This window comes from Shewanella sp. JNE2 (assembly GCF_023159115.1).
GTDB lineage: Bacteria > Pseudomonadota > Gammaproteobacteria > Enterobacterales > Shewanellaceae > Shewanella > Shewanella putrefaciens.
The window spans coordinates 4201044-4215313 of sequence record NZ_CP096169.1; the positions used below are offsets into that span (position 1 = coordinate 4201044).

8 protein-coding genes and 4 tRNA genes are annotated in these 14270 nt (G+C 42.5%); 7 read left to right on the top strand and 5 right to left on the bottom strand.

What is annotated here, in order from left to right:
- The first annotated feature begins 82 nt into the window (after positions 1-82).
- Genes MZ182_RS18655 through MZ182_RS18680 form a run of 6 tightly spaced genes read left to right on the top strand, consistent with a single transcriptional unit; the run spans position 83 to position 8329 of the window.
- The gene (locus MZ182_RS18655; protein ID WP_248069716.1) at positions 83-2260 is read left to right on the top strand and encodes a type I secretion system permease/ATPase; all 2178 of its coding nucleotides are present in this window, start codon (positions 83-85) and stop codon (positions 2258-2260) included.
- Positions 2257-3639, top strand: coding sequence for an HlyD family type I secretion periplasmic adaptor subunit (locus MZ182_RS18660; protein WP_011920125.1), 1383 nt, complete (start codon positions 2257-2259; stop codon positions 3637-3639). Before MZ182_RS18655 ends, MZ182_RS18660 begins: the two co-directional genes overlap by 4 nt.
- Before the next feature lie 26 nt (positions 3640-3665).
- Entirely contained in the window at positions 3666-5069 is a 1404-nt protein-coding gene (locus MZ182_RS18665; protein WP_248069714.1) for a TolC family outer membrane protein, read from the top strand.
- On the top strand, positions 5066-5674 hold the full coding sequence (locus tag MZ182_RS18670; protein WP_011790971.1) for an OmpA family protein: 609 nt from the start codon (positions 5066-5068) through the stop codon (positions 5672-5674). The genes MZ182_RS18665 and MZ182_RS18670 overlap by 4 nt, the downstream gene beginning before the upstream one ends.
- A gap of 18 nt (positions 5675-5692) precedes the next feature.
- The gene (locus MZ182_RS18675; RefSeq protein WP_014611463.1) at positions 5693-6400 is read left to right on the top strand and encodes a transglutaminase-like cysteine peptidase; all 708 of its coding nucleotides are present in this window, start codon (positions 5693-5695) and stop codon (positions 6398-6400) included.
- 9 nt (positions 6401-6409) lie between these two features.
- Positions 6410-8329 (top strand): EAL domain-containing protein, encoded by a 1920-nt coding sequence (locus MZ182_RS18680; RefSeq protein WP_011790973.1) that lies wholly within the window; start codon positions 6410-6412, stop codon positions 8327-8329.
- Positions 8330-8502: 173 nt separating this feature from the next.
- Here MZ182_RS18680 and MZ182_RS18685 read toward each other — a convergent pair.
- From MZ182_RS18685 to MZ182_RS18700, 4 genes are all read right to left on the bottom strand, one after another.
- Positions 8503-8579, bottom strand: a tRNA-Pro gene (locus MZ182_RS18685).
- Between the two features lie 152 nt (positions 8580-8731).
- Positions 8732-8808 (bottom strand) — tRNA-Pro (locus MZ182_RS18690).
- Between the two features lie 215 nt (positions 8809-9023).
- Positions 9024-9099 (bottom strand) — tRNA-His (locus MZ182_RS18695).
- 52 nt (positions 9100-9151) lie between these two features.
- A tRNA-Arg gene (locus MZ182_RS18700) sits at positions 9152-9228 on the bottom strand.
- Between the two features lie 205 nt (positions 9229-9433).
- Between MZ182_RS18700 and MZ182_RS18705 the strand changes: the two genes are divergently transcribed.
- Positions 9434-12067, top strand: a complete 2634-nt coding sequence (locus MZ182_RS18705; protein ID WP_248069712.1) for a diguanylate cyclase domain-containing protein — start codon at positions 9434-9436, stop codon at positions 12065-12067.
- A 36-nt stretch (positions 12068-12103) separates the two neighbouring features.
- Here the strand turns inward: MZ182_RS18705 and rep are convergent, their stop codons facing one another.
- Positions 12104-14116 (bottom strand): DNA helicase Rep, encoded by a 2013-nt coding sequence (gene rep / locus MZ182_RS18710; protein WP_014611465.1) that lies wholly within the window; start codon positions 14114-14116, stop codon positions 12104-12106.
- Positions 14117-14270: the final 154 nt, after the last annotated feature.

Here is a 14270-nt window from a genome sequence, read left to right on the forward strand (position 1 = left end):
CGTTTTGATGGCCTATAGAAATATAGGCCATCATGGACGATACTTTGGATAACCATATAAAAATCAAAGGATAGATAATTAGGTGCCTGTCACAGCGTCTGAAAGAATTGAGCAGTGGACTATTTCTGCTTCGCAGCGAGTTATAGTTGATCCATTGCTAGATTGTTTAGTGCTCCTCACTGAACATTTTGGAAACCCATGCTCAAGCGATTCGCTTGCGGCAGGTTTACCCTTGTCTGGTGCTCTTTTAACACCAGATTTACTTCCACAAGCAGCATCGCGCGCGGGTTTAGCTGCAAAATTGTCTCGAAAGGGATTAAATGAAGTCTCACCAATACTGCTCCCCTGTATTTTATTATTAAAAGATCAGAAAGCCTGTATATTACGCGAGCTCAATTTAGAGTCAGATAAAGCTGTTATTCAATTACCTGAAACGGGTGGTGAAGAGACACTCAATATTGAGTCACTAGAAGCCTTATATGTAGGTTATTTATTTTTAGTAAAACAAGAATACCGTGGTGACATGGGCTTTGATGTTTATCTTCACGATAATAAAACCCATTGGTTGCTCCAAACCCTAAAAGATTCCGCACCTATTTATCGAGATGCACTTATTGCGTCTGTTTTAGTAAATTTATTTGCGCTCGTTTCACCACTCTTCATCATGAATGTGTATGACAAAGTGGTTCCCAATCTCGCTTTTGAATCTCTTTGGGTTCTCGCAATTGGTGCTTCTATTGCTTATCTTTTTGATCTTGTGATGCGACAATTACGAGGCTATTTAATTGATGTTGCAGGTAAAAAGGTAGATATCATTGTCTCATCACAACTTTTTGCTAAAGCCATTGGTATTCCGCTTGAGAAACGCTCACCCAGTATCGGCGGTATGGCAAAACAACTCGGTGAATTTGACAATATTCGCGAGATATTAACCTCTGCAACAATAACCACATTAGTTGACTTACCCTTTGCGTTATTTTTCTTAATTATTATCTTCATCGTTGCTGGTGATCTTGCCATTATTCCCGTTATCGGGGGCGTTATCATTATAGGTTTTACGCTTTACACACAACCCAAATTAAAAGCTGCGATTGAAGAAGGTAATAAGTTTTCAAGCCTTAAACATGGACATTTAATTGAAAGCCTCTCTGCGCTTGAGTCAATAAAAGCAAACGGTGCCGAAGGTATAGTGCAACGAAGTTGGCAGCAAATGATAGGCCATAGCGCAAACTGGCAATTGAGATCTAAAAACCTATCTAATTCAGTGTCAAATATTGCCAACTTTATTGTCCAGTTTACCGTTGTAAGTGTGGTTATTTTGGGGGTTTATCGGGTTGCTGATAATGTCATTTCAATGGGAGGAATCATTGCTGCGGTCATGTTATCTAGCCGTGCCATAGCCCCGATGGCACAACTCGCAGGCCTGATGACAAGAGCAAACCATACAGCAAGTGCATTGCGTCAACTGAATGACTTAATGGTGCAAGAAGATGAGTTTCAAAATAAAGGTCATTTAGTCAGTAAACAGAGATTACTCGGTAAGATTAATGTCGATAATGTCGGTTTTAGTTATCCAGGGTCAGAAAAACCCGTGTTATATCCCATGTCTCTGACCATTAATCCCGGTGAGCGCATCGCAATTATTGGGCGCAATGGTTCAGGTAAAAGTACACTCGCCAAACTTTTAGTCGGTCTTTTCCAGCCGACCACTGGCAGTCTACGTTACGACGGTATTGATTCTGCACAAATTCACCCTAGCGATCTACGCCGTAACTTCGGCTATTTGCCTCAAGATGTCACGCTATTTCACGGGACGATTAGGGATAATATTCTCTTTGGTACTCGCCAAGTGACTGAACACCAACTGATACGGGCGGTACAACTCTCAGGCGTAAGCCAATTTACGAATCTTGAAGCTGAAGGTTTAGATCAGCAGGTTGGTGAAGGCGGTATGTCGCTTAGTCGTGGACAAAGGCAAACAGTGGCGCTTGCAAGAGCAACGCTCAATGATCCGCCAGTACTCTTAATGGATGAGCCCACAGCAAGCTTAGATGCGCGTGCTGAGCAACAGTTTATTCGCTCAATGCAAAATGTGAGCAAAGACAGAACCCTATTGTTAATTACGCACAAAATGCACTTATTACAATTAGTTGATCGCATTATCGTGCTTGAACGCGGTCATGTCGTCGCTGATGGCCCTAAAGCTGAAGTGTTAGAAAAACTCAATTTTGGTCTGTTCAATGGGGGCAGTAAAAAATGAGTAAACACTTAACGGCTAATGATCTGGACATGGTAGATGATGTCTATGGTGCCATGATGACCGATGCTCCCACAGGCCACAGATTAATTATTTGGGCAATGGCGGCAATGATTGTCTGTTTCTTGTTGTGGGCAGCTTTTGCCAAATTAGACAAAGTCACCACAGGCTCAGGCAAAGTGATCCCCTCCTCACAGGTTCAGGTTATTCAAAGCTTGGATGGCGGAATAATGCAAGAGCTCTACGTACGGGAAGGTGAACTGGTCACCAAAGGGCAACCCTTAGTACGAATTGATGACACTCGTTTCCGCTCAGATTTCGCTCAACAAGAGCAGGAAGTTTTTGGTTTAAAAACCAACGCTATTCGTATGCGAGCCGAGCTAGATAGCATATTAATCTCAGATATGACCTCTGATTGGCGTGAACAGGTTTTAATCACCAAAAAAGCCTTAGTTTTCCCTGATAGTATAGTGGCGGCGGAGCCTGCACTCGTGCATAGGCAACAAGAGGAATACAACGGTCGTTTAGATAATCTCAGTAATCAACTTGAGATATTAGTGCGCCAAATTCAACAAAGGCAGCAGGAAATCGATGAGCTTGCCTCAAAAACGACAACGCTCACCACAAGTATGCAGTTAATCTCCAGAGAACTAGAACTGACTCGACCTCTCGCTAAAAAGGGGATTGTGCCAGAAGTCGAATTGCTCAAGTTAGAGCGTGCGGTTAACGATGCTCAAGGTGAACTCAACTCACTACGATTACTTAGACCAAAATTGAAATCAGCCCTAGACGAAGCCATTTTAAAACGTCGGGAAGCTGTATTTGTGTATGCCGCCGATTTGCGGGCGCAGCTTAACGAGACCCAAACTCGCTTATCTCGTATGAATGAAGCTCAGGTTGGCGCACAAGATAAAGTCAGTAAAGCCATTATCACCTCACCTGTTAACGGCACCATTAAAACAACACATATCAATACATTAGGTGGCGTTGTACAACCTGGTGTAAACATTATTGAAATTGTTCCTTCCGAGGACCAATTATTGATAGAAACCAAAGTACTACCAAAAGACATTGCTTTTTTACATCCAGGATTACCTGCGATAGTTAAAGTCACCGCCTATGATTTCACTCGTTATGGCGGCCTTAAAGGTACTGTCGAACATATCAGTGCAGATACATCGCAGGATGAAGAGGGCAATAGCTTCTATCTTATTAGGGTGAGGACAGAAGAATCGAGTTTAGTTAAAGACGATGGCACGCAGATGCCAATAATTCCGGGGATGTTAACTACGGTTGATGTCATCACGGGACAAAGATCCATTCTTGAGTACATTTTAAATCCAATTTTAAGGGCTAAGGACACTGCGCTTAGAGAGCGTTAAGCCTGTTATAAACCGGGAGGTTTGCAATGAATACTTTAGTAAAACGACCATTTCAATGTTCAAAAATAGCCATGGTATTGTCATTAATACTATTACCATTATCGGCTCAAAGTCAGACTTTAGAGCAGGCGGTTGCGCACACGATCGATACCAATCCAGATCTGCGCGTCGCCTTTAATCGCTTTAAAGCGCGGGAAGAGCAAGTTAACCAAGCAATGGCTGGTTATATGCCAACCATTGATATCACTGGCGGTTATGGTTATGAGCAAACCGACAGTGTATCAACTCGTAGACGCGTAGATCTGAGTGATGGAACAAATGAGCTAAACCGTGGCGAATTTGGTGTTAGCTTAAAACAAATGCTATTCGATGGCTTTTATACCAGCAGCGAAGTCAATCGCTATAGCTTTGAAGCCAGTGCAGATCAGTGGGCCTTACTCGCCGCGGCAGAAGATATGGCACTAGAGGTCAGTAAAGTCTACCTCAACTATCTGCGTACTCTTGAAGTCCTAAAACTGGCAGAAAAAAATCTCGATAGCCATAAAGAGATTTATGACCAAATTAAACAACGCACCGATTCTGGTTTAGGTTCAACCGCTGACTTATCCCAAATATCTGGCCGTCTTGCTCGTGCAAATGCCAATGTAATGTCAGCGCGCAATAATTTACTTGATGCGAAAGCACAATACGTCAAAGTCGTTGAATCTGAACCAGTTGATTTAATTCAGCCCGTACCAGATGCTGACATGTTACCAAAAGATCTTAGCTCAAGTTTAAATGATGCCCAGCAGAATCATCCTATTTTAAAATCCGCGGCTAATGATATTCGTGCGGCTGAAAATGAGCGCTCATCCGTTCAATCCAATTATTATCCACAGGTTTCATTAGAGCTCAGTGGTAATTGGAATAATGATATTGGCGGTGAAGATGGCGTAAGTAATCTGGCGAGCCAAAATGTGGGCGGACATAACAACGATCTCCTTGCTATGGTTCGAGTGAAATACAACCTTTTCGCTGGAGGAAGAGATCTTGCTCGGGAAAAAGAAACTGCCTATAAGCTCGGTGAAGCAAAAGAAATTCGCCAACGTGCACAACGAGAAGTGGTTGAAGGCGTGAATCTAGCTTGGAACGCCTATGAAATGTTAGCACCACAGAAAGAATATATTCGCGATCACGTCGTTGCAGCAAAAGATACTCAATCTGCCTATGCGCAACAATTCAACCTCGGTCAGCGCAGCTTACTCGATTTACTCGATACTGAGAATGAACTATTTGAGGCTCGTAAAGATTATTTACAGACCGAATATGATGAAATCATCGCAAAATATCGTGTACTCAACGCTACTGGTCGTTTATTAGACTCACTCAAAGTGACTCGCCCTGAAGCATGGCGTGGCGAACGTAACTATGAAGGAGGAACTAACAAATGAAAACCGTAATCCTATTCCTCAGTATCATACTTTTAGCTGGCTGTTCCATGCGAGATACGGTTAATATTGAGGAAATGACAACGACTCAAGCCTATGATCTATCAGATAAAGACAGGGATGGTGTTGTCGAGGCCCGTGAACGTTGCAACGACACTATGCTGGGTGCAAGTACAGATAACTATGGTTGTGGCAGAATTAAAGCGATTAATGAACGAAAGGAGATAAATATTTTATTTCCAAACGACTCTGCCTTTATCGCACCTGAGTACTATTCTCAGATTGAAGATATCGCGGCTTTTTTACGCCAATATCCAACGACTAAAGTGACTATCGAAGGCCACACAAGTCGCACTGGCACTGATGAACGCAATGCGGTGTTATCACAAGAGCGGGCTGATGCCGTTACTGCAGCGCTAGCAGATCGTTTTAACATCGATCGAAGCCGACTCACCGCCATCGGATATGGCTCTAGTCGCCCAATAGTATTAGAACAAACTCCAGAAGCTGAAATGCGCAACCGCCGTGTTGTCGCCGAAGTAACTGGTGATGACACAACAACGGATATGAAATGGACAATTTACTCTGTCGATGACAATCCAAATTAAGGACTAAAACATTAAGTGATGAACGGCAGACTTGATTATAAAGATTCATTATTGCGAGTCTGCCGCTTTAGTCTAATAGCGTCAGCCCTAGGGATCTGTTGTCTCTATGCTGCGCCAACACAAACCCTTGATGAAACTAAAATAACCTCAACTCTGGTTAAACATTATGGCGAACGTGCAGGCATGCGTGCCAAAGCGTGGTTTAAGGTTTTATCTGAAGCAAGTACGTTAGATGAAAAAGAAAAACTGTTAAAAGTGAATAACTTTTTTAATTTATTTCGTTTTGTTGATGATATAAAACTGTGGGGAGAGTCGAATTATTGGGCGACTCCAATGGAGTTTATTGGTGTCAATGGGGGGGATTGTGAGGATTTCTCAATTGCAAAATACTTCACTTTACTCCAGTTAGGCGTACCAGAAGATAAGATGCGAATTACTATGGTAAAAGCAACCAGTGTCAATCAATACCACATGGTATTGGCTTACTATGAAACGCCCTCAGCCGTACCCTTAGTACTCGATAATCTCGACCATGAGATAAAACCAGCGACAAAACGGAAAGATTTATTACCCGTTTATAGCTTTAACGGTAAACAACTATGGCTTAACAAAGAACAAGGACGAGGTGTGTTAGCGGGTTCCTCTACGCGACTCGAAAAATGGAATGACCTCAACCACAGATTAGGTGTTGACCGTCTCAGGCAACCTAAATTAAAACTGGAGTAGCCCCCCAAAATGACACTGTTTAGACAGATTTATTCGCTGCTGTTTAGCCTCTTTTTGTTAGTAGTCGCAAGCTTAGGTTATGTGCAATTTACTGAGACCCAAAGCTTTTTAACTAAGCAAATGGAGTCCGATCTAAACAACGTCAGCAACTCTCTCGGCTTAATGCTCACTCCTGCACTCGAGGCTGGTGATACAGTCGCGGCAGAAACGTTAGTCAATGTTATTTTTGAAGGTGGTTACTACCAAAAAGTGAAATTGACATGGATGGTAGATGGCAAACAACAGGAATGGACAAATCCACTAAAAATTGAAGGCGTCCCTCAGTGGTTTATCAATCTCAATCTCTTTAAGACTATACGCAAAGAAAGCACGATCACATCAGGCTGGTTACAACTTGCACAACTTGAAATTACCGCTCATCCTGGGTTTGGTTATCATGAGTTGTGGCGGATCATGTCAAATACCATCATCGCTTTCTCCCTATTGTTTTTGGTTGCCATAATTACCGCAAGATTAGGACTCACTTGGATCCTAAAGCCCCTACATGCACTATCAGAACATGCTAAACGCATCGCAGCTCGCCAATTTGGCCCAGATATGCCATTGCCTAGAACCACTGAACTGAAGGATCTTGTAACCGCCTTTAACAGTATGTCGACGCAACTAAAGCAAGTATTCCAATCTTTAGATGAAGAAGTCGGCGCACTTCGTAAGAAAAATCTTATGGATCCAGCATCAGGCTTACCCAATAGGCAATATGTGGTAAACCGACTCAATGGCTGGTTAAGTGAGCCTAGCAGTGGCGCACTCTTCCTAGCAAAACTAGATTGGCTTGAAGAAGTACATAGCAAATATGGCTATCAAGTAAGAGATGAAACCATACGTATTCTCGCGGAGAGATTTCAGAAGGAATTGAATGAAATTACCCCTTCGGTTATCGCACGCATTGCGGCTTTTGAATTTGCGTTTTTAGTCACAGATGTTGAACACGATCAAATCAGCAAATATCTGCAAACATTGATCCGTACAATTAACCAAGAAATGTCCAAAGCAGGCTGTAAACCTAATGAAAACTTTGCAATAGGCGTTGCTGAGCGAATAGGGCAAATGAAAGTGTCGGATATTTTGGCACAAGCGGATAACGCATTACAAAAAGCACTCAAAGAAAATAAAACCTTCCACTGGTTTGAAACAACTGAACAACAGCTTTTTACCCGTGAACAATGGCGAGATAATCTCAGTCATGCTATCAGTAATAAAAAGTTTAAGTTTAGATGGCAACCTATTCAATTCTGTAATGGAGATGGTATTGCACAACGGGAATTATATTGCCAATTAGAACTTGGCGATAAATTAGCACATGCAGGGCAATTTATGCCTTACATTGAATTATTATCGCTTGGTGCGCTACTCGATAAGTGTTTAATTGAAACTGTATATGAACAAAAACTCCTCGAGCGTAGCTATGAGCCAGTGGCAATTAACTTAACACACCAAAGTATTAGCGATCCCCAATTTCATGAGTGGCTTAATCATTTCCTTCGTAATGCCCAACATGTTGAACGCATTTGCTTTGAAATACCAGAAGCTGGTGTATATAGCGATTTAGCGTCATGTTTACACTTGTGTGAAATTATTCGCGATAATGGCGCTAAATTTGGTATTGACCACTTTGGACGTCAATTTGGCTCTATGTCCTATTTGCAAGAGCTTAGACCGAGTTACGTTAAGCTCGATCAGTCTTTCTCTTATTACGATGAAGCACAACATAACAGTGAGCTTTGCCGCGCTATTATTAATGTCGCTAAAGGATTAGATATTCAAGTGATAGTGACTGGCATTCAAGAAAAAGCACAACTTGAACGCTTTAATGAACTAAGAACGGATGCCTATCAAGGATTTATTGCGCCGCCAGAAAATTTAGAATAAACCAGTCGTAAAGCTCCTTCGGGAGCTTACGACTCTTCACGCTATCTTATATCTAACTGAGCGCACGCTATTATGCTCTTATCCTCAATAAGAAGGCTTGTTAACTGCTCAAGTAAGATAAAAGAGAAAATATAAAAAAGCCTCAGTATTGGATACTGAGGCTTTTTTATATTTGGTCGGTGATAGAGGATTCGAACCTCTGACCCTCTGGTCCCAAACCAGATGCGCTACCGGACTGCGCTAATCACCGTCAATCTGTATTACCTTTGTAATCAGCTCAGAGGGTTCCTCTGGTCCACTTTCATCCTAAACATCAGGATGCGCTACCGGACTGCGCTAATCACCGTAAATTGTAAACTATTTGCTTAATCTAGATTAAGCTCGCTAGTTATGCGAAGAATTTGGTCGGTGATAGAGGATTCGAACCTCTGACCCTCTGGTCCCAAACCAGATGCGCTACCGGACTGCGCTAATCACCGTCAATCTGTATTACCTTTGTAATCAGCTCAGAGGGTTTCCTCTGGTCCGCTTTCATCCTAAATATCAGGATGCGCTACCGGACTGCGCTAATCACCGTCAATCTGTATTACTTTTGTAATCAGCTCAGAGGGTTCCTCTGGTCCACTTTCATCCTAACTATCAGGATGCGCTACCGGACTGCGCTAATCACCGTAAAATGAATCTGTAGATAAAATGGGGTGACTGATGGGGCTCGAACCCACGACAACCGGAATCACAATCCGGGACTCTACCAACTGAGCTACAATCACCACTGATTTCACTTATCATGCTAACCTAAAAGCTCACAACGCTGTACGGAAGTGGTGCGCCCAAAAGGATTCGAACCTTCGGCCTCACCCTCCGGAGGGGTGCGCTCTATCCAGCTGAGCTATGGGCGCTCGCCTTGGTTAGCGCCGCATATAGTATGGACAAATAGCCTTTGAGTCTATAGCTGTTTCGCACTTTTTTTACTGACTGCTCAAGTTTTGATACATTAGTGCGCTTTTCCATCTGACGCTCTTCATAAATATGACTTGGATGTTACGGTATTTCATGCTAATTATAGCGTTTGGCAAAAACACAAACATTTAACAAGTGAGTATCATGTTTAAGGATGAAGATGAAACTACGCAATCGTCGACTCTTAGGGTTGAACGCTTAAAAAAAAGAATTATCCGCTTAAAATATTTAGCGCATAAGTATAAGCGTGCCGAAATCATCCAGAATGCCCTACTTGAGTTATCGAATATCGCGACTCAAGTTTCCTCATTAGAAGAATTCTATGTAGGTGTACATCAACACTTAAAACAACTGATCTCCGCTGACAATTTTTTTATCGCTACTCTCGATGTCGCTTCAGGCACAATCGCTGTTCCTTTTTTTGCCGATGAAAAAGATGCTCATCCCGCACAACTTTATCCAGAGGAATCACTCTCTACTTTATTGCAGCAGGGATTAACAGGGTACGTATTCAGAACGGGTAGAGCACTCCTGTGTGACAATGATAAAGTTGATGAGCTCATCGCGGCAGGTGAGATAGTGAACCTAGGTTCACCCTGCCACCTATGGCTCGGAGTGCCCATTAAACACGATGGTATAATGACTGGTGTATTAGTCGTGCAAACCTATGATACAAATGTAAATTATGGTGATATTGAAGTCGAATTAATGACGTTTATTTGCCACCATATTGCCGGTGTAATGGAAAGGCTTAAACATCAAGAACAGTTAGAGCAAGCGATACAACAGCGCACCAAAGAACTTAGCCAAGCCTACGATAAACTCAAGCAAGAAGTATATGAAAGGCGCAGAGCTGAACGTCTACAAAAATCGTTGTTTGAAATAGCAGAACTTGCCAGTTCTGGCACGGACACCCCTGACTTTTACTCTCAACTACATAATGTTATTCGCCATTTGATACCCGCGAATAACTGCTATATTGCCTTACTCAATGAAGAAGAAACCCATCTCACCTTCCCTTTTTATGTATCACAACTAGGTAATAAGCATCCAGGAACTCGTCCACTACAAGATGGACTCACTGAATATGTGCTCAAACATAAACGCCCACTATTACTAGACCAAAATGATATTAATACCCTGATCACCAGTGGCGAGATCTATACCAAAGCACCCTCGTTAAACCACACACAGACGATGCATCAATGGATAGGTATTCCACTCTTTATCCATGATCAAGTCCGTGGCGCGCTAACCATTTATAGCTTTAGCATGACGCAGAATTATCAAATTAAGGATTTAGAGCTATTAACTTTCGTCTCACAACATATTGGTGCGGCGATTGAGAAAAAGCTTTCAGCAGAATCACTCCGTCGCAGTTATGAAGAACTTGAAGAAAAAGTCATCGCCAGAACAAAAGATTTAGCCGAGCTGAATAAAGACCTTGAGAAAGAGATCCTCCAACGTCGTAGTATGGAAGCAAAATTAGTTCACGATGCAAAGCACGATGCGCTTACGGGCCTCCCTAATCGTGCCATGTTTATGGAACGCTTAAATCAAGCAATCAAGCATGTTAGGCGCCACAGCCTCGAACAGTTTGCCTTATTGTTTATCGATCTCGACCGCTTTAAACAGATAAACGACACTCTTGGCCATCTTGAAGGCGACCGATTCTTAATCGAAACAGCAAGTCGCCTGAGATCCTGTATTCGCGATAACGATACCTTAGCCAGACTCGGTGGTGACGAGTTTGTTATTCTACTCGATAGCATTAACAGTATTAATGATGCCAAAGATATATCCGAACGAGTCATCCAAACCATTTCTCAATCTTACAAACTAGGCTCAGTAGAATTTAACTCTGGTGCCAGTATTGGCATAACTGTCAGTGGTAATCATAAATTCGATACCAGTGAATCTATGTTGCGCAATGCAGATATGGCTATGTATCAAGCAAAGGCAAATGGCAAAGGTTGCTATGTTATTTTTGACGATAGTTCGTCACAACAAGCTATGCAAGATGCGGCATTTGAAAATGACTTTAGACGAGCATTGCAGCAATCTGAGCTACAACTGAATTATCTCCCTATTGTGGACTTAAATACTCAAGAAGTTTATGCATTAGAAAGCCGCCTATTTTGGGAACATCCCCTACGAGGTACGGTACAACAGGAGCAGCTTAATGCCCTTGCTGAGCAAACGAATCTTATTGTAGAGCTAGATAAATACACCTTAGCAGCCGTGAATAGAGCCTATCCACAATTACTAAGAAGCTATGGAGATAAACTTAATCTGCATGTGATGCTATCTAGCCAACATATAAAGCATAAGCATGTACTTCGTAGTCTAAAAAATGTTCTCAAGCAAACTCAACTTAATCTAAGTCGTTTATGGTTATTCTTTAGTGAAAAGGCATTAGTTCAGGAAACTGAAAACCATATTAATGGTTTTGAACTACTTGATAAACTTGGCGTTAATCTTGGAATAAGCCACTATGGCAGTGGTCATAGCGCACTAAACAACCTGCTATTTTTACCCATAAAAGGGTTAAAACTCGATGCCAATATCACCCAACAGCTAGTGGATGAACAACACATTAAGTTGATATCTGCCTATCAAAAAGCGGCGTCAACATTAGGATTACAAACCTTTGTAGATGGGATTAAAAGCCAAGAACAAATCCGCATATTTAGCTCATTGGGTTATCAGTTTGGCCAAGGAATAGCCTTAGCTGAAACCTTTTCGCTGGCGGATAATCAACAACAAGATTGTGCTTAAATATGTACGATAACAACAGATCGATATAGCGTGAGCTCACTTTTTAAACATATCCCTTAGATTAGCAATGTGGCTTCGCCCCGTTTGTATGCGCTCTTGCTCTGTTTGCTGTGGTTTACGATTTTCCCACACAAGGTCATCTTGTGGTAATTCCAACAAGAAGCGACTCGGTTCGCAACGCATAGTTTCACCAAACTGGCGCCTTTCACGGCAAAGCGTAAACCAAAGCTCACGTTGAGCGCGGGTGATACCCACATACGCCAAACGACGCTCCTCATCGATATTGTCTTCATCTATGCTGGTTTGATGGGGCAAGATCCGCTCCTCTACGCCAACCATAAATACATAGGGAAACTCTAAGCCCTTTGAAGCATGCAAAGTCATCAACTGAACCTGATCCCCCCCCTCATCCTCACTATTACGCTCCATCATATCCCTAAGCGTTAGTCGATTAACCACATCGGGTAAGGTCATAGGTTCATCAAGCTCATCGCCAGCAAGCATCTCTGTGACCCAACGATACAACTCTGAGATATTTTTCATCCGCATTTCAGCGGCCTTAGCACTGGTGCTAGTTTCGTATAGATAATCTTCGTAATTGATTTTACGAATTAATTGCTTCACAGCTTCTACAGGCTCACCGCGCTGTGCTTGATCGCCTGTTTCCACGATAAAACGCCCAAACTGATACAAAGATGACATAGCCGCTGGCGGAAGATGGTGATTGAGTTCAGGCTCAAAAATCGCCGCAAACATAGATATATGCTTTTCATTCGCAAAATGACCTAGACGCTCTAATGTCGACGGACCTATGCCACGTTTGGGTAAGTTAACAATACGCAGGAAAGCATTATCGTCGTCAGGATTCACCACTAGCTTTAGATAGCCCATGATGTCCTTAATTTCAGCGCGAGCGAAAAATGAAGTACCACCACTCAATTTATAAGGAATACGGTTCGTCATCAGTGCTCGCTCAAGCAAGCGTGACTGATGATTGCCTCGATACAAAATCGCATAATCGCCAAACTGAGTACGGCCAACAAACTTATGTCGCACTATTTCTGCAACGACACGTTCAGCCTCCTGCTCTTCATTAGCAGCAAATAACACTCGTAGCGGCTCGCCATAGGCAAGTTCGCTAAATAGCGCTTTATCATAAACGTGGGGATTATTCGCAATCAGAATGTTGGCAGCCCGTAAAATCCGCTGACTAGAACGGTAATTTTGCTCTAACTTAATTAACTTAAGTTTAGGAAAATCAGTACCTAACAATACAAGGTTTTGTGGTTTAGCGCCACGCCATGAGTAGATAGATTGATCATCATCCCCCACTACAGTAAAACGAGCACGCTCGCCGACAAGTAGTTTCACCATCTCATATTGGCTAGTGTTGGTATCTTGGTATTCATCCACCAGCAAGTATTGGATCTTAGTTTGCCAACGAGTCCGAACCTCTTCGTTGTGCCTCAATAACAGGGTAGGCAATAGAATTAAATCATCGAAATCCAAAGCATTATAAGCTTTCATATGTTGAGCATAGCGCTGGTAAAGCATGGCAAATAAATGCTGCTGCTCATCTTGAGCGATTTTGCGCGCCTGCTCCGGGATAATTAAGCCGCCCTTCCAGTTTGAAATGGTACTCGCAAGCGACTTAAGTAAATCTTTATCTTCATCTAACTCGTCTTGGGTTAACTCTTTGAGTAAGGCCAAGGTATCTTGATCATCAAACAAAGAAAATCCGGGCTTTAAACCCAATACCTTATGCTCACGCTTAATGATCTCAAGTCCAAGGGTATGAAACGTCGAAATCCATAATCCTCTCGCTTCCTTACGCCCCATCGACTGAGCAATTCGCTCTTTCATCTCGCGTGCGGCTTTATTGGTGAAGGTCACAGCCGCAATATTGCGCGCCTTATAACCACACTTTTCGACCAAATAAGCGATTTTATTGATAATTACGCGTGTTTTACCACTGCCCGCACCCGCCAACACAAGGCACGGGCCAGAAACATAATGAACAGCATCATTTTGGGCAGGATTGAGTTTCATCTTTGCGCAACATCCAAACAAGTCTACTTAAAGGGATGGGATCATAGCAGAATCAGCCGTTTTAAGGCTAACAAATCCCCGTCTTGGACTAAGGCAGACCTAATCTATATCCCAACATCGACCAGCTAAAGTGCCCACGTGTCTACTTTACTTT